The sequence below is a fragment of the Pseudaestuariivita sp. genome (genome assembly GCF_052825805.1).
In genome coordinates this window covers 175,765-195,379 of the sequence record NZ_JBRBVB010000005.1, presented here as the reverse complement: position 1 = coordinate 195,379, position 19,615 = coordinate 175,765, and the positions used below count along the sequence as shown (strand labels likewise).

The 19,615-nt window shown below is 65.1% G+C and carries 18 protein-coding genes and 1 pseudogene; 9 read left to right on the top strand and 10 right to left on the bottom strand.

Annotated features, from left to right (window positions below; translation table 11 throughout):
* Positions 1 to 109: 109 nt before the first annotated feature.
* Genes ACU0B3_RS08635 through ACU0B3_RS08625 form a run of 3 tightly spaced genes read right to left on the bottom strand, consistent with a single transcriptional unit; the run spans position 110 to position 2,699 of the window.
* A complete protein-coding gene (locus ACU0B3_RS08635; protein ID WP_446260443.1) occupies positions 110 to 1,102 on the bottom strand; it encodes an adenosine kinase in 993 nt (330 codons plus the stop codon).
* The gene (gene nth, locus ACU0B3_RS08630) at positions 1,099 to 1,743 is read right to left on the bottom strand and encodes an endonuclease III (RefSeq protein WP_446260442.1); all 645 of its coding nucleotides are present in this window, start codon (positions 1,741 to 1,743) and stop codon (positions 1,099 to 1,101) included. Before nth ends, ACU0B3_RS08635 begins: the two co-directional genes overlap by 4 nt.
* 59 nt (positions 1,744 to 1,802) lie before the next feature.
* Positions 1,803 to 2,699 (bottom strand): SMP-30/gluconolactonase/LRE family protein, encoded by an 897-nt coding sequence (locus tag ACU0B3_RS08625; protein WP_446260441.1) that lies wholly within the window; start codon positions 2,697 to 2,699, stop codon positions 1,803 to 1,805.
* A gap of 74 nt (positions 2,700 to 2,773) precedes the next feature.
* On the opposite strand from ACU0B3_RS08625, the gene ACU0B3_RS08620 reads away from it, so the two are divergent.
* Positions 2,774 to 3,529 (top strand): SDR family oxidoreductase, encoded by a 756-nt coding sequence (locus ACU0B3_RS08620; protein ID WP_446260440.1) that lies wholly within the window; start codon positions 2,774 to 2,776, stop codon positions 3,527 to 3,529.
* Between the two features lie 6 nt (positions 3,530 to 3,535).
* Here the strand turns inward: ACU0B3_RS08620 and ACU0B3_RS08615 are convergent, their stop codons facing one another.
* The 5 genes and pseudogenes from ACU0B3_RS08615 to ACU0B3_RS08595 all read right to left on the bottom strand — a co-directional run bounded on the left by ACU0B3_RS08615 (position 3,536) and on the right by ACU0B3_RS08595 (position 8,284).
* A complete protein-coding gene (locus tag ACU0B3_RS08615) occupies positions 3,536 to 4,582 on the bottom strand; it encodes a calcium-binding protein (RefSeq protein ID WP_446260439.1) in 1,047 nt (348 codons plus the stop codon).
* 198 nt (positions 4,583 to 4,780) lie between these two features.
* Positions 4,781 to 4,939, bottom strand: a complete 159-nt coding sequence (locus ACU0B3_RS08610; RefSeq protein WP_446260438.1) for a hypothetical protein — start codon at positions 4,937 to 4,939, stop codon at positions 4,781 to 4,783.
* 1,082 nt (positions 4,940 to 6,021) lie between these two features.
* Positions 6,022 to 6,216 carry a hypothetical protein gene (locus ACU0B3_RS08605; RefSeq protein ID WP_446260561.1) on the bottom strand — a complete coding sequence of 65 codons (195 nt, stop codon included), beginning with the start codon at positions 6,214 to 6,216 and terminating at the stop codon, positions 6,022 to 6,024.
* Between the two features lie 37 nt (positions 6,217 to 6,253).
* Positions 6,254 to 7,105, bottom strand: a pseudogene (locus ACU0B3_RS08600) (calcium-binding protein); the annotation flags it as partial.
* Positions 7,106 to 7,447: 342 nt separating this feature from the next.
* Positions 7,448 to 8,284 (bottom strand): FAS1-like dehydratase domain-containing protein, encoded by an 837-nt coding sequence (locus ACU0B3_RS08595; RefSeq protein WP_446260437.1) that lies wholly within the window; start codon positions 8,282 to 8,284, stop codon positions 7,448 to 7,450.
* Positions 8,285 to 9,381: 1,097 nt separating this feature from the next.
* Here ACU0B3_RS08595 and ACU0B3_RS08590 point away from each other — a divergent pair.
* The 4 genes from ACU0B3_RS08590 (at position 9,382) to ACU0B3_RS08575 (ending at position 13,705) form a co-directional block, all read left to right on the top strand.
* Positions 9,382 to 10,947, top strand: a complete 1,566-nt coding sequence (locus ACU0B3_RS08590; protein ID WP_446260436.1) for a sulfatase family protein — start codon at positions 9,382 to 9,384, stop codon at positions 10,945 to 10,947.
* Between the two features lie 91 nt (positions 10,948 to 11,038).
* Positions 11,039 to 11,866 carry a bifunctional allantoicase/(S)-ureidoglycine aminohydrolase gene (locus tag ACU0B3_RS08585; protein WP_446260435.1) on the top strand — a complete coding sequence of 276 codons (828 nt, stop codon included), beginning with the start codon at positions 11,039 to 11,041 and terminating at the stop codon, positions 11,864 to 11,866.
* Between the two features lie 148 nt (positions 11,867 to 12,014).
* Complete coding sequence (gene uraH / locus ACU0B3_RS08580; protein WP_446260434.1) at positions 12,015 to 12,371, top strand: hydroxyisourate hydrolase; 357 nt, start codon at positions 12,015 to 12,017, stop codon at positions 12,369 to 12,371.
* Positions 12,372 to 12,496: 125 nt separating this feature from the next.
* Positions 12,497 to 13,705 (top strand): cytochrome b/b6 domain-containing protein, encoded by a 1,209-nt coding sequence (locus ACU0B3_RS08575; RefSeq protein WP_446260433.1) that lies wholly within the window; start codon positions 12,497 to 12,499, stop codon positions 13,703 to 13,705.
* Between the two features lie 230 nt (positions 13,706 to 13,935).
* On the opposite strand, the gene ACU0B3_RS08570 is transcribed toward ACU0B3_RS08575, so the two are convergent.
* Both ACU0B3_RS08570 and ACU0B3_RS08565 read right to left on the bottom strand, forming a co-directional pair.
* On the bottom strand, positions 13,936 to 14,502 hold the full coding sequence (locus tag ACU0B3_RS08570; RefSeq protein WP_446260432.1) for a YceI family protein: 567 nt from the start codon (positions 14,500 to 14,502) through the stop codon (positions 13,936 to 13,938).
* 184 nt (positions 14,503 to 14,686) lie between these two features.
* Complete coding sequence (locus ACU0B3_RS08565; RefSeq protein WP_446260431.1) at positions 14,687 to 15,472, bottom strand: phytanoyl-CoA dioxygenase family protein; 786 nt, start codon at positions 15,470 to 15,472, stop codon at positions 14,687 to 14,689.
* A gap of 357 nt (positions 15,473 to 15,829) precedes the next feature.
* Here ACU0B3_RS08565 and ACU0B3_RS08560 point away from each other — a divergent pair, with 357 nt between their 5' ends.
* From ACU0B3_RS08560 to ACU0B3_RS08545, 4 genes are read left to right on the top strand one after another with little or no spacing between them, the layout of a single operon-like run.
* Positions 15,830 to 16,291 carry a (2Fe-2S)-binding protein gene (locus ACU0B3_RS08560; protein ID WP_446260430.1) on the top strand — a complete coding sequence of 154 codons (462 nt, stop codon included), beginning with the start codon at positions 15,830 to 15,832 and terminating at the stop codon, positions 16,289 to 16,291.
* A 3-nt stretch (positions 16,292 to 16,294) separates the two neighbouring features.
* Positions 16,295 to 18,526, top strand: a complete 2,232-nt coding sequence (locus ACU0B3_RS08555; RefSeq protein ID WP_446260429.1) for a molybdopterin cofactor-binding domain-containing protein — start codon at positions 16,295 to 16,297, stop codon at positions 18,524 to 18,526.
* Positions 18,527 to 18,536: 10 nt separating this feature from the next.
* The gene (locus ACU0B3_RS08550; protein WP_446260428.1) at positions 18,537 to 19,244 is read left to right on the top strand and encodes a hypothetical protein; all 708 of its coding nucleotides are present in this window, start codon (positions 18,537 to 18,539) and stop codon (positions 19,242 to 19,244) included.
* 1 nt (position 19,245) lies between these two features.
* Entirely contained in the window at positions 19,246 to 19,587 is a 342-nt protein-coding gene (locus ACU0B3_RS08545) for a hypothetical protein (protein WP_446260427.1), read from the top strand.
* Positions 19,588 to 19,615: the final 28 nt, after the last annotated feature.

Here is a 19,615-nt window from a genome sequence, read left to right as displayed (position 1 = left end):
GCGCGATGCGCCACCCCTCGGGCCGGCGCGTGCACACCAGTTTCGAGTACAACAGGTTTCAGCTTGCCCGCTTTGATGCCCCATAAAATGAGCACTCTTTTTATGGGGGTCAGACGTTAGCGTCTTTGAAGAGGGCTTTGAGGTCCGCTTCGGGGCGTGGGCCGATGTGCGCGATGACCGAGCCTGCCGCGAGGTTGCCCATGCGCGCGCAGGTCGCGAGGTCGGCGCCATGCGTGATGCCATAGAGGAACGCGCCGGCAAAGGCGTCGCCCGCGCCAGTGGCGTCCACGATGTCCACCGGATCCGCGCCGACATGCGTGATCTCGCCATTTGCCACCACATAGGCGCCGTTCTCGCTGTCTGTGCAGGCGAGGATGGAGACCTCGCTGCCGCAGGTCTTCAAGGCGGCGTCAAAGTCTTCGGTCTCGTACATCGAGAGCAGCTCGGCGCGGTTGCAGAACAAGAGGTCCACCCCGTCCACGATCATCTTGCGGAAGGCGTCGCGGTGGCGGCTGACGCAGAAGGGATCGCTGAGCGTGAGGGAGACCTGGGTGCCCGCGCCCTTCGCCGCGTCGATGGCCTTGGCAAAGGCGGCGTGGCTTTCGGGACCGTCGAACCGGTAGCCTTCGAGGTAGATCCATTCGGATTTGGCGATCTGCTCGGGGTCGATGTCGTCCGCCGTCAGGTGTTCGGTCACGCCGAGATAGGTGTTCATCGAGCGTTCCCCGTCGGGGGTCACGAGCACGATGCAGCGCCCGGTTTCCTGTGGGTCGTTTTCGGGTGCGAGGGGCGTTTCGTAGACCCCGCCGATGGCGCGCATGTCGTGGGCGAAGATGTGGCCGAGCTGGTCATCCTTGACCTTGCCGACGTAGGCGGTCGAACCGCCGAGGGCGGCGATGACGGCGATGGTGTTGGCGGCCGAGCCGCCGGAGACTTCGCGCGCCGGGCCGATCTTGCCGTAGAGGTCGACGGCGCGGTCCATGTCGATCAGCTGCATGATGCCCTTGTCGACGCCGGCGCCTACCAGAAAGGCGTCGTCGCAGCGCGCCAGGATGTCCACCATGGCGTTGCCGATGCCGGTCACGTTGAGTTCTTTGGTCATTCGGTCTTGTCCTCGAATTTGCACAAATCTTTGATAAGGCACGCACCGCACTTGGGTTTTCGTGCGACGCAGATGTAGCGTCCGTGTAGGATCATCCAGTGATGCGCGTGCTGTTGAAATTCCGTTGGGATGTGGTCCTCGATGGCGCGCTCGACCGCGTCCACGTCCTTGCCTGGCGCGATGCCGGAGCGGTTGCCGAGGCGAAAGATATGGGTGTCGACCGCCTGCGCCGGATGCTTCCACCACATGTTGAGCACCACGTTGGCGGTCTTGCGCCCGACGCCGGGCAGGCCGTAGAGCGCCGCGCGGGAATTGGGGACCTCCCCGCCGTATTCCTCCACGAGGATGCGGCTGAGCTTGATGACGTTCTTGGCCTTATTGCGGTAAAGGCCGATCGTCTTGATGTGCTCGATCACGCCTTCCTCGCCGAGGGCGAGCATCTTTTCCGGCGTGTCGGCGATCTGGAAAAGCTCTTTGGTGGCGCGGTTTACCCCGGCGTCGGTGGCTTGCGCCGACAGCGCGACCGCGACGACAAGCGTGTAGGCGTTCACGTGGTCGAGCTCGCCCACCGGTTCGGCCTCGGCAGCCTGGAACCGGGTGAAGATCTCCTTGATCGTGTGAAAGTCGAGTTGCTTGGCCATCGGGCGGCGTCATGCCTTGTTTTGCAGGCCGCGTCCAGCGCTCGGCGACTCCGTAGCGGTCAGGGGTGCTGCACGCCTTGCCGGTTCAGCGTGACCTTGTAGACGCTGGTCGTCGCGGTGATGAAGAGCTCGTGCTTGGCGCGTCCGCCAAAGCAGAGGTTCGACACCTTTTCGGGGACCAGGATCTTCCCCAGCAGCCGTCCGTCCGGCGCGATACAGTGCACGCCGTCGCCTGCGGATGACCAGACGTTGCCGTCGGTGTCGAGGCGGATGCCGTCCGCCTTCCCGGTGTCGATGTCGTGAAAGAGCCTGCCGCCGGAGACTTCCCCGCCCGCCACGTCGTAGACGCGGATCGCGCAAGGGTCGTCCGAGTACATCCGCCCGGTGTCGGCGACGTAAAGCTGCGTCTCGTCCAGCGAGAACGCGAGGCCATTGGGGCATTGCATGTCGGTGACGACGGCGGTCATCTCGCCGGTCTCAGCGTTCAGGCGGTAGACCATGCAGGGCAGCTCCTGATCGGATTGGAACCCCTCGTAATTCGTCATGATCCCGTAGTGCGGATCGGTGAACCAGATGGTGCCATCCTTCGAGACCACCACGTCGTTCGGGGAGTTCAGCGGCTTCCCCTCGTAGCTCTCTGCAAGCACCGTCACCGAGCCGTCATGCTCGGTCCGGGTCACTCTTCGCGCGCCATGCTCGCAAGAGATCAGCCGCCCCTGACGGTCGCGGGTGTGACCGTTGGAATAGTTGGAGGGCGCGCGGTAGACGGTGACCCCTTCGCCCGGCGTCCAGCGCAGGATGCGGTTCGACGGGATGTCCGAGAACAGCAGGCAGCCCGCATCGCCGAACCACACCGGCCCTTCGGTCCAGTCAAAGCCCGTCGCGATCTGCTTGAGGTGGGAATTCCCCAGCACATAGGTGTGAAAGACCGGATCATGTGCCTCGACGTAGCTCATCGCTTGCCCTCCGTTGTGGCTCGGGGTCATGCTAGGCCGGGTGAAACGCTGGCCGCAAGACTTGGAGCGCACGCATGAGCCTATCCCTTTTCGATCTCACCGGGCGCCGCGCGCTGATCACCGGGTCCTCGCAGGGGATCGGGTTTGCGCTCGCCAAGGGGTTGCAGGATGCAGGCGCCGAGATCGTCTTGAACGGGCGGGATGCGGACAAGCTCGCGGCTGCCGCCGAAAAGCTGGGTGCCAAGCATACGCTTGCCTTCGACGTGACGGACCACGACGCCGTGCGGCAGGCGGTCGATGGGTTCGAGGCTGGGCACGGCCCCATCGACATCCTCGTCAACAACGCCGGCATGCAGCACCGCACGCCGCTCGAGGATTTTCCCGCCGACGCCTTCGAGCGCCTTCTGCAGACCAACATCGCGTCGGTCTTTCACGTGGGCCAGGCGGTGGCGCGGCACATGATCGGGCGCGGCAGGGGCAAGATCATCAACATCGCGTCGGTCCAGACCGCGCTCGCCCGCCCCGGCATCGCGCCCTACACGGCGACCAAAGGCGCTGTGGCGAACCTGACCAAGGGCATGGCGACCGATTGGGCGCAACACGGGTTGCAATGCAACGGCCTCGCGCCCGGCTATTTCGACACGCCTTTGAACAAGGCGCTGGTCGAGGACCCTGAGTTCTCCGCCTGGCTCGCCAAACGCACCCCCGCAGGGCGCTGGGGCAAGGTCGAAGAGCTCGTCGGCACCTGCATCTTCCTCGCCTCGGACGCCTCATCCTTCGTGAACGGCACGACGGTCTTCGTCGACGGCGGCATCACCGCGTCGCTTTGAGGGCGGCTAGATTTTGAGGTAGGTGATCGACAAATCGGTCACCTCGACCGAGAGCCCTTCAAGCAGGATCGTCCCGCCCCCTTCGAGCGAGAGAACCGTGCCTTCGGCGTCCTGCTCGGCAGACGCGACTTGGTCGTCCAGAAGGCGCAAGATGTCTTCGTCGAAATTAAAATCGGTGATCACGTCATCGCCCTGATCGGCTGCGAAGACAAACGTATCGCGGTCTGCGCCGCCGGTCAGCGAGTCGTCCCCAAACCCGCCGACAAGTCTGTCACGCAAGTCGCCGCCGTCGAGCAGGTCGTCGCCGAACCCGGCGCGTAGGACGTCTTCGCCGCGTCCGCCTTCGAGCGTGTCGTCGCCCTCGTTGCCCACGATGGTGTCGTAGCCGAGCCCGCCTTTCAGAAAGTCATCGCCTTTGTTACCGGCCAGACGATCTGCGCCCCGCCCGCCATAAGCGGCGTCATTGCCGTCTCCGGCAACGAGAAAGTCGTCGCCCGCACGGCCGTAGAGGGCGTCATCGCCGTCATCACCTTCAATCTCGTCGCGGCCAGCACTGCCAATGACAAAGTCGTTCCCAGAGCCACCGCGCGCATCTGCGCTCGTGTGCAAGGAGATGGTGTCGTCGCCGTCGCCGCCATAGATGGATCTGCTGCCGGAGAGCTGATCGTTGCCGTCACCTCCGTAGATGTTGGCGGCGCCGTTAGATCCGTTTGTGCCGCCCCCATCAATCGTGTCGTTGCCATCATCGCCGTAGAGCCAGTCGCGCGTGCCGCCGCCGCCGAATATGCGGTCATCTCCGTCTCCGCCTGACACGTGGTGCGCCTGGACTTCGCCCTGTTCGACGCCGGGACCGGTGAAAATGACGTCGTTCCCGTCGCCGCCGATCAGCAGGTCCCGGCCCGTGCCGCCGCGGATGGTATCATTGCCGTCACCGCCAAAAACCGCGTCATCGCCGCCTCGCCCGTGGATGAGATAATTCCCCGACAGGCCAGTGAGGAAATCGTCCGCCGACGTCAGGTCGGTGGCATCATTATCTTCGGTAAGCTCGGTCAAATGCAAAAGCGAGAGCGTGTACTCATAATCGGCTGGCGCGTCATGCACTGGGCTTACGTTGAGGTAACCGACATCCGCGGGGGCCTAATAGACTCTGACTTCCCAAATCGAGCCGATCCGGCTTGTTGCTCCGAAAAAGGTCGACAGATTGTCGTCAGTGGGAATCCGAAATATCGTGCCTTCCTCCACCTCGACACGTTAGGTGTCGCTGACCTGATCGGTCAAAGGGTCGAAGTCAGGATCGTCCCGATCGTTTCTGAAGTTCCCTTGGACCATGTCGCCAAGCGTCAAGGTGTAGGGTGTTTGTTCTTGAGCCGACCGGTCAGGCGCGTCGACGGTTTCGATAACGGTTGTCATACAAGATCCTCTCTCTAAATGAGGGTATCGGCTCGGACCTGACACCTCAAAAGAGTAGGCTAAGGTGGAGGATACTCAGCGCCTTCTTGCCGGGTGATCTGCGGAGCATTTCGGCGCAAAGGGCGTTGCACAGACATCTTGCGAGGTGTGAACGCGCATCCGGACGTTTCGAATGGAGACTTAGCGTGGGCTTCAGAGCCGGCGCTTTGGGAGTTCTTGGAGGACGTAAACCCCACGATCGACTCTGACCTTTTGCCGATTGGAACAATCGGTGTGCGGCGAGGACACGTTGCGAGAGCTGTTTGCGGGTCGCTGAACTGCTGTGGTTTCGCCGCCTTTGGCGTCGATCCATTAGGAGGGGCCAGCCCCTCCCAAACCCTCCCCGAGGTATTTACGAACCGAAGAATGAAGGAGTGTCGCGCGTGGGCCGGGGCGCGTCTGCGATCACTTCCGACGTGTCGGGCCTCGCGCCAGATATGGTTCATGCGCGGAAGCGGAGGGGTCCGGTGCGCTATGCTGCCGGTGGCGGCTGTTCGAGGCGTGATCGCGCGGCTTACGCGGCGGCGGCATGAGCGATCGGAGGACTTGGGCGAAACTGGGGGCTCGGGGTGGCGACGGCCTGTTGGAAAATCAGGATCACCGGGGAAGGGCGCAATAGTTCGGACGTTGTGTCAGGCATCGCCAGCAGCGGACGTTTGGTGTGATCTCGCCCTGCGCGGAGAAACTGAGAGCGCGGCGCTTGCGCTTTGTTGGTTTGGTCGTGCGCGGGGGCCATCGACGGGCTACGGCTGCCAACATTGTAAATGCTTCAAGGTGGGGGAGCGTTAATATGGTGGTGCGCAGGCCACTGCGATGACAATCCATGCGTTGCCTTTGAAGCTAAATTGTTCCGAGCCAGCATCCTTCGCCGAGCACGGGGGCCGGTCGTGGACGGGTCTTTTGCGTGGGCCTGGCCTGACGAGTTGTCACGGCTGGTGCCGGGGTCGTGGGCTTTGTCGCGCGCGCGGCTAGCTCAGAACGGTGTCGATGGTAAGCTCTGCCTCGGTCAGCGTGACACCCTCGAGCAGAGCCGACCCGCCTCCCTAGAAAGTGAGGCGTGTGCCCACCGCGTCCTGCGTGACGCTGGTGATGCGTGTGTTCTCGAGGAGGAGGCTGTCCCGGCTCGCGTCGAAATCGACGATCACATCGTTGCCGGCGTTGCCGCGGAACACAAAGAGGTCGCTGCCGATCCCGCCCTTGAGCGTGTCGTCGCCCCCAAACGCCATAAAGGGTGTCATCGCCGCGCCCGCCGCGCACTTCGTCCGCGCCCTTGTTGCCCCAAATCTCGTCGTCTCCTTTGCCACCCACCACCGTATCACGGTTGGCATTGCCGCGCAGGATGTCTGCGTCTGTCCCGCCCTGAATCAGATCGTTTCCGAAACCGCCTTCAATCGTGTTTTCGCCGTTTTCGGAGTTCAGAACGTCATCGCCAAAGCCGCCCTTGATCAGGTCGGCCCCATCTCTCCCTGAGATTGTATCGTTTCCTTGATTGCCCCTCAATGTGTCGTCGCTGACGCTGCCACGTATGTCATCATCGCCGCGCGCTCCGATGACCTCAATGGGCCCCAATTGCCCTATTACTGTGTCGTCACCCCGGCCCCCTCTAAATTCTGAGGTTCGCTCCTGGAACGGGCCGAGGAGCTCCTCGATATGATCGTTTCCCGGACCACCGTCTATTCTCCCAAGTCCCGTCAAGTTGTCCGCGCCCGGACCCCCTGATATTCGTGCGCCGTCGAGACCCGAACGGATCGTGTCGTCACCCAAACCGCCTTCGATGAAATCGAATGCTCTGCCGCCGTCGATAAGGTCGTCGCCCGCGCCTCCAAACACGTAGTCTTGACCACTTCCTCCGGATATCACGTCGTTGCCGGCACCACCTTCCAAAAGGTCCTGGCCGCCAAAGCCTGCGAGGCTGTCATCGCCGTCACCGCCGTAAAATACATCGCTTCCAGCGCTGCCGGACAGCCAGTCCGCGCCCTCGAAGCCGTCGATGAAGGTGAAATCGGCAGTTTCGCTGACTTGATCATCACCAGATGTAAGAGATGTCTTGGCAATCAGGTCGATTTCGTAAGGGTAGACACCGAAGTTATCTCTGGCCGGGACGACGTGTATATTCGACCCCGACACGCTGTCGAAAATCTCGAAATGGGAGATGTCGAGATAGGTCGCTCGTATAAGTTCTTCATTGATTTCGGTTCTAAGCCGGTATTGCTCGCCGGCAGGCACATCGACAATGAATGAATCTTCATCCAGCCGATCCCTCGTTGCCAGATAAGTGCTCCAATAAACGTGTCACCAGGTTTCAGAACGTAAGGTGTCGTGCCGTCGTTGGGAGCATCCACTTTCTCGAAAATTGATGCCATGTTACCTCCTGAAGCGCGTGACCCGCGCGTCTACACTCAGGCAGGCTAGTCGAGACGTCAACGTGCAATCTATAGTTGAACGAAGCCGCCACTTATCACAGTTTTGCTAAACGTCGATCCGTGCCTCGGCTTGCATGGCCAAAGCGCCGTCGGCGCGGCGGATCCAGAGGGTGACGGACGTTTCCGAAAGGGTGCCGTGCACGGTGAAGGGGGCGGTGTCGGTGACGGTGGCTGTGGCTTTGAACCGGAAGCTTGTGACGGTGGCGGCGGGGAGGGTGCGGTGCACGAGGTCCAGGAGGAGCGTGGCCAGGAGCGGGCCGTGCACGACGAGGCCGGGGTAGCCTTCGGAGCCGGTGGCAAAGGGTTGGTCGTAGTGGATGCGGTGACCGTTGAAGGTCAGCGCAGAGTAACGGAAGAGCAGCACCGGGTCGGGCGTGATTTCTCGGGAGAAGTCGGACACCTCGGATGCGACCGGAGGCTCCGGCAGCGGAGCGCCCGGCGCAGGCGGAGCGCGATAGACGATGTCGTGCGTTTCGCGTACGGCGAGGCGGCCAGCCTGGGATGTCTCGTGCCCGACGGTCACGAACACGAGGGGGCCGCTGCGTCCGGTCTTCTCTGAGATGCGTTCGATGGTGGAGACCTTGGTGGCCGTCTGGCCGAGCCTCAGGGGCGTGTGAAATTCGAGCGCGCTGCCCGCCCACATGCGGCGGGGCAGGGGCACGGGCGGCAGAAAGCCCCCCAGCGCCGCATGCCCGTCGTAGCCTGCGGCGCTCCGTTTGAAGACCGGCAGGAAGTGCAGCCAGTGCCAGAGTGGGGGCAGCGCATCGCCCTGCGCATATGTGTCATCCCGGTCGAGCGTGGCGGCGAGCGCGTTGGCCGGGAAGGGGTGCAGGTCGTCGACCCGCGTTTCGGTCCTGCCGATCCATGTGGCGAGTTCTACCATGCCGCCTCCCTCTCTGCGTGGACGGCGGCAGCTTAAACCTTTCATGGCGGCTTGCCAGCCTCTGCACGCGCACTGGGAGAGGCGGTGCGTGCTTTGAAACGGATGCGTGGCAGATCAGCCGGGAATGGTCTGTCGGGGCAGGGGGTGAGACAACGATCACCTCGTTTCTCGTGCGGGTATGGCGTGATGGAAACGCTCGATCTCGTGGCTGCAACGTCGGTGCTGGTGAGCTGCGCGTTGCCCGCGCCAACCTGCTGTTCGAGATGGCGAGCGCTGTGGGCGCGGTGCAGCTGCCGCTCTCCCAGCTGGGCAAGCGGACGGCACGCGTCGCGGCGCGCATACGGGTGGTCAGGCGCCGATACACCGGGGCGCGCGTCTCTGCGGCTCGCTTGGGGAAGGCGCGCGTGGGGAGCTGTCCGGCAACGTGACCTACAGCACGGCGCTGGCACGATCTTGAGCTGATTAAGGAAACGAGACGGGATCGCCGTGGCGGGGTGAGGACCTTTGGGTGGAGTATCGTGCGGATCACCGCCATCCTTATAGACGCACTTGGTAAGAAGGAGGTCGATTGGGAGTGCGCGGCGCGGTCACTTAGAGTGCGGTGCTGCCCGAGCAATTTTCCGGTCGCCGCGCGAGGTGCGTTGGGTCGTGCGCCAGTGATATGCGGCTTGCGGGGTCGCAGGTGACGATGGGCGATGACTGGGTCGCGTCTCGACAGGTGACATGTGCCGCAGTCTTTCAGTGTGGGTGGCCTGACGGTCCACGTCGGGAGGATCGGTTGCGGACCGTGTGACTGTCTTTTTGTGCAAGAGGTCGTATTCGGCGGACGCCCTGACTGGTTATCGCGCGTCTTGCCCGTGAGAGGGTGTTTCACCTGCTGCGTTGGCCCGGCTCCGAGCCATGCAGCCTATGGCGCACGACCTTTGGGCAAGGGGTGGCGGGGCAGGGAAGCTGGACACGTGGCGGCAGGTTGGATCGCCGAGCCGTGGGTGTCCTGATGAAGCGCGGCTCCGTGACAGACGACCCGCGCTTGCGGTGGGCGGTCCGGCGCTTCACCATGCGGAGGTGAGGCCGAGACGGGCCGCGGAGAGAGCGACATGACAGACCGGCCGAACTTCCTTTTTATCATCACCGATCAACAGCGCGCCGATTGGCTTGGCTGCGCCGGGCACCCGGTGGTCCGCACGCCGCATATCGACAGCATCGCAGCGCGCGGGACGCGGTTCGACCAGTTTCACGTCGCCTCCCCGGTGTGCATGCCGAACCGCGCGTCCTTGATGACGGGGCGCTACCCCAGCCTGCACGGCCTGCGCTACAACGGATGCGCCCTGCCGGAGACGGCGAACACCTGCGCCGATGTGCTGAGCGCGGCGGGCTATCACACTGCGCTGATCGGCAAGAGCCACCTGCAACCCTTTACCGGGTTGCCGCCCATGGGGCGCGATGCCGGTCCCGAGGGGCGGCTAATCGATGAGGCGTGGCGGGCGTCCCGTCCCGAGACCTATGCCGAAGAAGCGCCGCGGTTCGCCGGGGAGGCGCGCAGCGAGATGGCAACGCCATATTACGGGTTCAAGCATGTGGATCTGGTCACGCACCACGGTGACAAATGCGGCGGGCACTATGGCCAGTGGTTCCGCGCCACTGCGCCTGACTGGAAGGCGCTGCACGATCCCGCGAACGAGCTGCTGCACGGCTATACCTGTCCGCAGGCGTACCGCACGCCGATCCCCGAAGACCTCTACCCCACTGCCTATGTGCGCGACCGGGCGGTAGAGTACCTCGGCGCGCGCGCGGGGCGGGATGATCCGTTCTTAGCCTTCGTCAGTTTTCCCGACCCCCACCACCCGTTCAACCCGCCGGGCACGTACTGGGACCTGTACGACCCGGACGATTTCGAGGTTGGCCTGCCCTTCGAAGCGCATGCGAACCCGACCCCGCCGATGCGCTGGCTGCACGACAGCTGGCAGAGCGGCGGAGGGCAAACGACGCCGCAGACGGCGATGATGCTGGGGGAGAAGCAGATCCGCGAGGCCATGGCGCTGACCGCCGGGATGATCTCCTGCATCGACGACGCGGTGGGCGAGATCCTCGCCGCGCTCGAGGCGAATGGCCAGCTGGAGAACACGGTGATCGTCTTTACCTCCGATCACGGAGATTATCTGGGCGACTTCAACATGATCCTCAAAGGTGCTCTGCCGTTCCGATCGATCACGCGGGTGCCGTTCCTGTGGTCCGATCCGGCGCACCGGGTGGGCGCGACCTCGGAGGCCCTGTGCTCGAGCGTGGATCTCTCTGCGACGATCCTCGAGCGCGCGGAGCTGGCGCCCTTCAACGGCAATCAGGGCCAGAGCTTTCTGGACGCGATCCATGGTGGAGAGGGTCCCCGCGCGGAGGCGCTGATCGAGTACAACGACGGCGGGCGGCGGCTCGGGTTCGAGAGCCCCGCGCGCGTCCGCTCGGTGGTCACACATGAGTGGCGCTACACGCTTTACCGAGATCAGGACTGGGGCGAGCTCTACCATCTGGCCGAAGACCCGGGCGAGACGCGCAACCTCTGGGACGACCCGGCGCACCGAGCCGTGAGGGCGGAGATGGCGGAGCGTCTGAACCACCTGCTTATCGCGCAGATGGATGAAAGCCCGCTGTCGGATCGGATTGCCTGAGGTGGCCTGACGGCGCTGGACGCAGAGCCCTGTGCAACGCGCCACGATCTCGGGTAGACAGGCGTGAGAACTGGCAGGGCGGACGCGGCAGATGGCTGATTATTATGCACCCAAGGGCGGGCACCCGGGACAGGAGCAGCTGCTGACCGGGCGGGCTGTGTTCACGGACGCCTATGCCGTGATCCCGAAAGGCACACTGCAGGACATCACGACGAGCTGCCTGCCGTTCTGGGAGCAGACGCGGCTCTGGGTGATCGCGCGCCCGCTCAGCGGCTTTGCCGAGACGTTCTCGCATTACATCATGGAGGTGGGCAGCGGCGGCGGCTCCGTCCGGCCCGAGACAGATGCTGGCGCGGAGGCGGTGCTGTTCGTCGTTGTCGGCACTGCCCACCTTAAACTCGGCGGCGAGCGTCACGCGCTGAGCCCGGGCAGCTACGTCTACCTGCCGCCGGGGGCTGACTGGACGTTCGAGGCCACGGGTGAGGCGCCGGTCACGTTCCACTGGATCCGCAAGCTTTACGAGGCGGTCGAGGGGCTGGCGGCGCCGGACGCCTTTGTCACGCACGAAACCGAGGCCACCCCGAACCCCATGCCGGGCACGGACGGCAAGTGGGCGACGACCCGCTTTGTCTCGCCAGACGACCTGCGCCACGACATGCACGTCAACATCGTGACCTTTGCGCCCGGCGCGGTCATCCCCTTTGCCGAGACGCATGTGATGGAGCATGGGCTTTACGTACTGGAGGGCAAGGCGGTCTACCGGCTGAACCAGGATTGGGTGGAGGTCGAGGCGGGCGACTACATGTGGCTGCGCGCGTTCTGTCCGCAGGCGTGTTACGCGGGCGGGCCGGGGCCGTTCCGCTATCTGCTCTACAAGGACGTGAACCGTCACATGAATTTGCGTGGGTTCGGGCGGTGAGCGGCGGTGAGGAACCGGACGGCTGCACACCCGGCGCGGTTATCCGCCATCGAAGCCCTTGCGCTGGCATCGTCGCTTCACGGCTCTTGTGCAGGCGTAACATCCGTGGTGCTGTCACGCGCAGGCTCTGACCCCGAGGACGACAAAGATGGCAGACGGATTTCTCACGACCCACGTGCTCGATACGGCGCGCGGCAGGCCGGCCGAGGGGATCAAGATCGCGCTCTACCGGGTGTCGGGCAACAGCCACCGCAAGATCGCCGAGGCCGTGACCAACGCCGATGGGCGCACGGACGCGCCGATCCTGCCGCAGGACACGTTCAAGACGGGCACATACGAGCTGATCTTCTTTGCGGGGGACTACCTGCGCAGCACAGGGCAGGCCGCCGAAGAGCCGCTGTTCCTCGATGAGGTGCCGATCCGGTTCGGCATGGCCGAGGACACGCATTACCACGTGCCGCTCCTCCTCAGCCCGCACGGGATGAGCACCTACCGCGGCAGTTGAGTTGGCGAGCGCCGGTTGACCTGTGCGTCAGGGCAGAGCGTCTGCGCGGCGCGCGCGGTGGATCCGGGGGCGCGTGCGGCTAGGTTACGCTGGTAAGTAAGCGCTCCCAGCACCCGAGGCCCGCCATGTCCCTGACCAACACGCCGCACAGCTACGGCACGATTTCCAAGACATTTCACTGGCTGATCGCCTTTCTGATCCTGGGAGTGATCGTGACGGGCGCCGTGGCCGACAACCTGAGCACGTCCGATCCGAACAGCCTGGCGTGGAAGATCCGCCTCTACTCGATCCACAAATCCATCGGGCTTGCGATCTTTTTCACCGCGCTCTTGCGCATCCTCTGGACGCTTGTGCAGCCCAAGCCGGGGATGATCGGCGGGCACGGCGGGGTGCAGGGATTTCTGGCCGAGCTCGTCCACTGGATGCTCTACGGCTCGCTGGTGATGGTGCCGCTGACCGGCTGGCTGACGCATGCCGCGACCGAAGGGTTCGCGCCGATCCCCTGGCCTTTTGGACAGGATCTGCCGTTCGTGCCGAACGATCCGGTGCTGGCCGAGCGGTTCGCCATGGCGCACCTCTTTTTCAAGTTTGCGATGTTGGCGGCGCTGGCCCTGCACATCGCGGGCGCGCTCAAGCACCACGTCTGGGACAAGGATGCCACGCTACGGCGCATGTGGTTTGGCGCCTCGTCCGTGCCGGACGTACCGCGGCATCAAAGCCGTCTGGCGCCTCCGGTGCTGGCCGCAGTGCTCTTTGTCGGTGTGGGTACGGCGGCGGCGCTGCAACCGCTCGATCATGGGGGCGAGGGTGCGGCGTTGGACGAGGTGGCCTCCGACTGGCGCGTGACCGAAGGGGAGATCGCAATCACGGTGGACCAGTTCGGCACGCCCGTGACCGGCACCTTTGGCGACTGGACCGCGGCGATCACTTACGATCCCGAGGCGGCAGGCCCGGTCAATGGCAACGCGGATGTCACCATCGCCGTCACGTCCCTGACGCTCGGCAGCGTGACGCAGGACGCGCTGACGCCCGACTTCCTGAGCGCCGAGGCGTTCCCCACCGCCACCGTGACAGGCGATATCGTCGAGACGGAGACGGGGCAGGAACTGCAGGGCACCATCACCATCAAAGGCACCGAGGCGCCTCTGACGCTGCCGTTCGATCTGGTGATCGAGGGGGACACAGCGACGGCCAATGGTTCCGTCACCCTGATGCGCCGCGACTTCAACGTCGGCGAGAGCATGCCGGATGAAAGCACGGTCGGGTTCGGGGTAGACGTCGTGATCTCGCTGACGGCGACAACGACGCCTGAGGAGGCTGCTGGGGGTAGCTGAGCGCAATAGTACGCCAAACCTTAGCACCCGCCTGACGGGAACCGTCAGGCCGCGTCGGGCCGAAGGCTTGCCTCTGGCAAAACCCGCCCCCGTCAAACCGTAGGTTTGCCTCCGGCAAAACGGGCGGCGCGTGATTTAACGTTGCGAGCGTGCCGTTTCGGCAGCCCGAACCGCACATAGAAAAGGGCGCCGCAATGGGCGCCCTTTTCCTTTGCCTTGAGGCGACAGCCTTACGCCGGGCTTGCCTCGATCGAGATCTCGACCGCCACTTCGTCCGACACGAACGGCGCAAATGCGCCCACGCCGAAGTCGGAGCGCATGATCGTGGTCGTCGCGTCAAAGCCGGCAATCGTGCCGCCGCGTGGGCCGTCGCCGATCTTGTTCATCGTGGCGTCCAGCACGACTTCCTGCGTCATGTCGCCGACAGTCAGGTCGCCGGTGATCATCGCGGTGCTGTCGCCCGTCACTTCGATCGACGTCGAGGTAAAGGACACCATCTTGCCGTCGTAGCCGTTGAACCAGCGCTCGCCCTCGAGGTGGCCTTTGAGGGTCGGATCGACGACCATCGTGCCAAGCGGCACGGACGCCGAGACCGAGGAGGCCGCCGGGTCGTCCTGATCGAACTGGATCTCGCCACCCACCTCGAAGAACATCCCGAACGTGGTCGAGAAATCGCCATGCGACCAGGTGAACTGGATGACCGAGTGCGACGGGTCCATCACGTAGGTTTCCGCATCCGCAAGCGCGGTGGTCGCCGTGGCGGCGGTCAGGGCAGTGGCAAGAGCAAGGGCTTTCATAGGGGCCTCCTGTTGAGTGTACGATGGAGGGGATGTGGCGCGTTTGACGCTCACTGCAATATCACAAAGCCGTGCTGCCGCGCACAGGGTCTGTGCAGGCGCATGGCCCCGGCCTTGTAGGATGGGTGATATCACCCATCCTACGGTGCGTCGTGCGGTTGAGAGGAACGACCTCTGAGGCGTGTCAGGGGTAAAGAACGGGAAACTCCGGTGCGTCGAAGGGAGCGCCGTCTTCGTAGCTGAGGTCTGGGAAGGCGGGCGAGGTCGGTCCAAGCCGTTTGGCGAACTTGGCATCATCGCCCACCCAACGCACCGAGATCACCCGACGGCGGATCGGGGAGGCGTTTGCCGGCGCGCCGTGCAGTGTGCGGAAGTTGAAGGCGACAGCATCGCCGGGCTCCACCGCCCAGCCGAGGATGTCGAGCGACGCGCGCTCTGTCTCGACGTCGGGCGCGGCCTCGCTCGTGTCGCCTTCGAAGAGGTCGGTGCCGTCGAAACGCTTGGGTCTGAAGTCCTTGCCCCACAGGTGCGAGCCCGCCACGTACTCGATGGTCCGCTCCCGCGGCACCGGGTCGAGCGGCACCCAGAAGCTCACCGACTGACGTCCCTCGCAGAGGTAATAGGGCTGGTCCTGATGCCACGGGGTGACGACCGAGTTGCCGGGCTCCTTGACGAGGATGTGGTCGTGAAAGACGCGGGCTGTCTCGGATTGCATGAGCTTGGCGGCAAGCTCCGCCATGGACGAGTCCCGCACCAGGGCGCGGTACCCGTCGAACTTGTCCCAGACGACGTAGTCCTGGAAAAACGCCTGCCCGCCGTCGTCGGGCCTGTAGGTGCGCTCGCGCCAGCTGGGGGCGGCCATGTTCTCTTCGATCGCTTGGCGCGCGCCGGTGACGAAGTCCGAAAACACGCCTTTGAGCAGGACGGCGCCGTGCGTTTGAAAGTCCTCGATTTTCTGGTCTGTCAGCATGGCCCGCCCTCCCCGTTTGTCCAAGGGATAGGGCAGAGGCCGGGTTGTGACCAGTCTGCGATGTGGTTGCACGGGATGCCAGGTGCGCCGTCCTGTCAGCAGCGTCCCGCCAATGTTCCGGTGTTCCGGCGTTCCGGTATACCGAGCGTCCTGCGGCATGTGCCCCGCTCGAGGCCCTCTTTTGCGACGGCACTCGCAGCCTCCAAACAACTCAAGCCGGCGCAGGTACACTGCCCGGATCCACGCTTTCGACCTGCCCTTCTGCAGCGCGGACGCGATGGGGTGGTTGCACCCCGCTTGTGAACCTCTACCTTCAAAGCACGAGCCAGCCAAACCGCCCGCCGAGGAGACCCCGCCATGCGCCTGACCGTAAACGGAACCGAGCACGAGGTGGATGTCGAAGACGACATGCCACTGCTTTGGGTGCTGCGCGACGAGCTGGGGCTCACGGGGACCAAGTTCGGCTGCGGCATCGCGCAGTGCGGCGCCTGCACGGTGCACGTGGACGGGATGGCGATGCGGTCCTGCCAACTGCCCGCCGCGGCCGCGGACGGGCGCGACATCGTCACGATCGAGGGGCTGGGCGCGCCGGACGCGCTGCACGCCGTTCAAGAGGCCTGGATCGAGGCGCAGGTCGCGCAATGCGGCTATTGTCAGGGCGGGCAGATCATGCAGGCCGCCTCGCTCCTAGCGACGCACCCCGAGCCGACCGACGCGCAGATCGACCACGCCATGTCCGGCAACCTCTGCCGCTGCGGGACCTACCCGCGCATCCGCGCCGCGGTCAAATCCGCGGCAACCAAGCTCAAGGAGGTGTAAGGCATGGGCAAGCTGAGAACATTCACCCGCCGCACCGTCCTCATCGGCTCCGCCGCGCTCGCGGGCGGGGTTGCCTTCGGCACCTACGCCGTGCAGCGGCGCCCGGACAATCCGCTCGCCGACGGGCTCGCGGACGGCAGCGCGACGTTTAACCCGTGGGTCAAGATCGACGCAGGCGGGATCACGCTCGTGACACCGCATGCCGACATCGGGCAGGGCGCCGTGCACACGCAGGCGCTCTTGATCGCCGAGGAGATGGACCTCGAGCCCGGCCAGTACGCCACGACGTTTGGCGCGCCGGATCCGGCCTATTACAATACGGCGCTTGCCGCGGAGGGGGTGCCATTCGACCAGCGCGACACCAGCCCGCCAGCCGAGATCATGCGCGCCGCGATGGGCGCCGTGGGCAAGCTCGCCGGCATCCAGGTGACCGGCGGCTCTTCGTCGGTTCCCGACAGTTTCGACAAGCTGCGCGAGGCGGGTGCGGTGGCGCGCGAGACGCTCAAGCTGGCGGCCAGTGCCGAGACAGGCGTGCCGGTGGCCGAGCTCACAACGCAAGCCGGCGCCGTGATCCTGCCGGACGGCACGTCTTTGCCCTACACGCAGCTGGCGCAGACCGCAGCGACGCTCGAGCCGGTGCGGGACGTGACCCTGCGTGACCCGTCTGAGTGGCGCCTGCTGGGCGCGGAAACGCAGCGCGAGGACGTGGCGGCCAAGTCGACCGGCGCGCAATCCTACGGTATCGACCTCAAGATGGACGGCATGGTGCATGCGGCCGTGCGCCTGTCGCCGCGCCGGTCCAAGCCTGTGTCCGTCGACGACACCGCCGCCCGCGCGATGCGCGGTGTGACGGACGTGGTACAGCTCTCCAAGGGCTATGCGGTCATCGCCGACAACACCTGGCGCGCGATCAAGGCTGCCGAGGCGCTGGAGGTCACTTGGGATGTCGCGCCGTACCCGGCCAGCCAGGCGGAGCACTGGGACGCCGTCGCCGCCTCCTTTCACGAGGCGCGGCTCGACCGGGAATGGATCAACACTGGCGATGTGGACTCCGCTCCGGGGACCGAGATCACGGCGGAGTACCGCTGTCCCTACGCCGCGCACCAGCCGCTCGAACCGCTGAACGCGCTGGTGCGGGTGACGGACGGCGCGGTGGAGGTCTGGGCCTCCCACCAGATGCCGCGCTTTGTGCAGCAGCAGGTGGCGGCGGTCACCGGCCATGACGCGGACCAGGTCGTGTTCCACAACCAGTACGCGGGCGGCTCGTTCGGCCACAGGCTCGAGTTCGACAACATCACGCTCGCCGCCGAGATCGCGGAGCAGATGCGCGGCACCCCGGTCAAGCTGACCTACAGCCGGGAGGAGGACTTTGCCACCGACTACCCCCGCCAGATCGGTATGGCGCGCGGCACGGCGCGGGTCGACGGCGGGCAGGTCACGGCGATCGATTTGCAGATCGCCACGACCTCGGCCTCCCGCTCGCAGATGGGGCGGATCGGGCCGGTCCTGCCGGGACCGGACGCTCAGATCGCCGCCGGTGTGTGGAATGCGCCTTACGTGATCCCGAACATGCGCCTGCGCGCCTACGCCGTGCCGGAGCTGGCGCCGGTGTCGTCGTGGCGCTCGGTGGGCGCTGTGACGGCGGGCTTTTTTGCCGAGTGTTTCCTCGACGAGGCGATCCGTGCCGCCGGTGCCGACCCGCTCGAAGAGCGCTTGCGCCTGACGGACTGGGGCATTGCCCGCAACGTGCTGGAAGCAGTGGGCGAGATGTCGAACTGGGGCGCGCCGCTTGGCCCGAACCGCGGGCGCGGTCTGGCGATGGTCGAGAGTTTCGGCGTGCCGACGGCGGAGGTCGTCGAGGTCACCACCACCCCGGACGGCATCCGCATCGACCGGGTCTACGTGGCCTGCGACGTGGGCAAGATCCTCGACCCGGTGAACTTTGAAAACCACGTGCAGGGCGGGGTGATCTGGGGGCTGGGCCACGCGATCAACTCCGAAGTCACTTTCGCGGACGGGATGCCCGAGCAGGACAATTACCACGTGCACGCCGGGATGCGGCTCTACCAGACACCGGAGATCGTGGTGCGCGGGCTCGAGAACAACGACGCGATCAAGGGGATCGGCGAGCCGCCGACCCCGCCGGCCGCGCCCGCGCTTGCCAACGCGGTGTTCGACGCGACGGGCATCCGGCTGCGCGCCATGCCGTTCCAGAACGACATGGCTTTTGTGTGAGGGCGGCGCGATGAAACGACTTGCCCTTGCCTTGAGCCTGCTCGCGTCCACCGCCGTTGCGGAGGGTGAGCATGGGCTTGACGTCCCACAGCTTGGCACGCTCCCGAAAGAGGACGGCCTCGCCGCATGGGATCGCGTCGCCGCCGTTGTCACCCATCCGCGCTGCCTCAACTGCCATGTGGACGAGGCCGGGGTCCCGCTCTGGTCCGAGGTGGGCGAAGAGCCGCGCCCCCACGGGATGCACATCGTCGCGGGCGAGAGCCGCATGGGGATTGAGACGCTGCCCTGCCAGACCTGCCACGTGACTTCCGATATGCCGAACACCGTCCCCCACGCGGCACCGCATTCCGGCATGGACTGGCAACTTGCGCCGGTCGAGATGCAGTGGACCGGCAAGAGGCCGGACGAGGTCTGCACCATCCTGCGCAACCCCGAAACCAATGGTGGCCGCGGTGGGGAGGCGCTGATCGAGCACATCCTGCACGACGCTTCGGAACGCGGGTTTATCACCTGGTCCTTCGACCCCGGTCCCGGGCGCTCGGCACCGCCGGGCAGCCTGCAAGACCACCTCGACGACACCGCCGCGTGGGTCGCGGCAGGCATGCCGTGCCCGACCGACCCCGCCGAGGCTGTGGAGGACGCGACGGACACCGGCGCTGTAGATCCCGACGCAGACACCGAAACCGGTGCCGATGCCGATAGCGGCGAGGAGGGCTGACATGACCGACATGCGCAGCCCTTTCGCGCCCGCCGCGCTTTTCATCGTGCTGAGCGGCGCCCTGCACCTCGTTGCGCTGCCCTTTGGTGCATGGGCGACGTTCGGCTGGGTTTTCATCGCCATTGCCATCTTTTATGCCGCACTCAGCCTCGGGCTGGTGCAGAACTGGCGTTGGCTCGCGTGGATTGCCTTTGCCTGCATGCTGATCGGCGGGAATGGCGCGTTTCTCGAGACCTTCCGCCAAGAGCCAAGCTGGCCCTACTGGGCGATCCTCGTCTGTGACGCGCTCGCGGCGCTTTTCCTTTTTCGGGCGCTCTGGAGCCGGCGGGTGCGGGTGCAATAGCGCTTTTCACCGCACGCCGGCTCTGGTT

Excerpts from the sequence above, each read along its gene's own strand:
- ACU0B3_RS08560 (WP_446260430.1), top strand. The coding sequence starts at position 15,830 with ATGCGCCTGACCGTAAACGGAACCGAGCACGAGGTGGATGTCGAAGAC.
- ACU0B3_RS08555 (WP_446260429.1), top strand. The coding sequence starts at position 16,295 with ATGGGCAAGCTGAGAACATTCACCCGCCGCACCGTCCTCATCGGCTCC.
- ACU0B3_RS08585 (WP_446260435.1), top strand. The coding sequence starts at position 11,039 with ATGGCTGATTATTATGCACCCAAGGGCGGGCACCCGGGACAGGAGCAG.
- ACU0B3_RS08625 (WP_446260441.1), bottom strand. The coding sequence starts at position 2,699 with ATGAGCTACGTCGAGGCACATGATCCGGTCTTTCACACCTATGTGCTG.
- ACU0B3_RS08620 (WP_446260440.1), top strand. The coding sequence starts at position 2,774 with ATGAGCCTATCCCTTTTCGATCTCACCGGGCGCCGCGCGCTGATCACC.
- nth (WP_446260442.1), bottom strand. The coding sequence starts at position 1,743 with ATGGCCAAGCAACTCGACTTTCACACGATCAAGGAGATCTTCACCCGG.
- ACU0B3_RS08575 (WP_446260433.1), top strand. The coding sequence starts at position 12,497 with ATGTCCCTGACCAACACGCCGCACAGCTACGGCACGATTTCCAAGACA.
- ACU0B3_RS08545 (WP_446260427.1), top strand. The coding sequence starts at position 19,246 with ATGACCGACATGCGCAGCCCTTTCGCGCCCGCCGCGCTTTTCATCGTG.
- ACU0B3_RS08595 (WP_446260437.1), bottom strand. The coding sequence starts at position 8,284 with ATGGTAGAACTCGCCACATGGATCGGCAGGACCGAAACGCGGGTCGAC.
- ACU0B3_RS08550 (WP_446260428.1), top strand. The coding sequence starts at position 18,537 with ATGAAACGACTTGCCCTTGCCTTGAGCCTGCTCGCGTCCACCGCCGTT.
- ACU0B3_RS08610 (WP_446260438.1), bottom strand. The coding sequence starts at position 4,939 with ATGACAACCGTTATCGAAACCGTCGACGCGCCTGACCGGTCGGCTCAA.
- ACU0B3_RS08605 (WP_446260561.1), bottom strand. The coding sequence starts at position 6,216 with ATGACACCCTTTATGGCGTTTGGGGGCGACGACACGCTCAAGGGCGGG.
- ACU0B3_RS08565 (WP_446260431.1), bottom strand. The coding sequence starts at position 15,472 with ATGCTGACAGACCAGAAAATCGAGGACTTTCAAACGCACGGCGCCGTC.
- ACU0B3_RS08635 (WP_446260443.1), bottom strand. The coding sequence starts at position 1,102 with ATGACCAAAGAACTCAACGTGACCGGCATCGGCAACGCCATGGTGGAC.
- ACU0B3_RS08570 (WP_446260432.1), bottom strand. The coding sequence starts at position 14,502 with ATGAAAGCCCTTGCTCTTGCCACTGCCCTGACCGCCGCCACGGCGACC.
- ACU0B3_RS08590 (WP_446260436.1), top strand. The coding sequence starts at position 9,382 with ATGACAGACCGGCCGAACTTCCTTTTTATCATCACCGATCAACAGCGC.
- uraH (WP_446260434.1), top strand. The coding sequence starts at position 12,015 with ATGGCAGACGGATTTCTCACGACCCACGTGCTCGATACGGCGCGCGGC.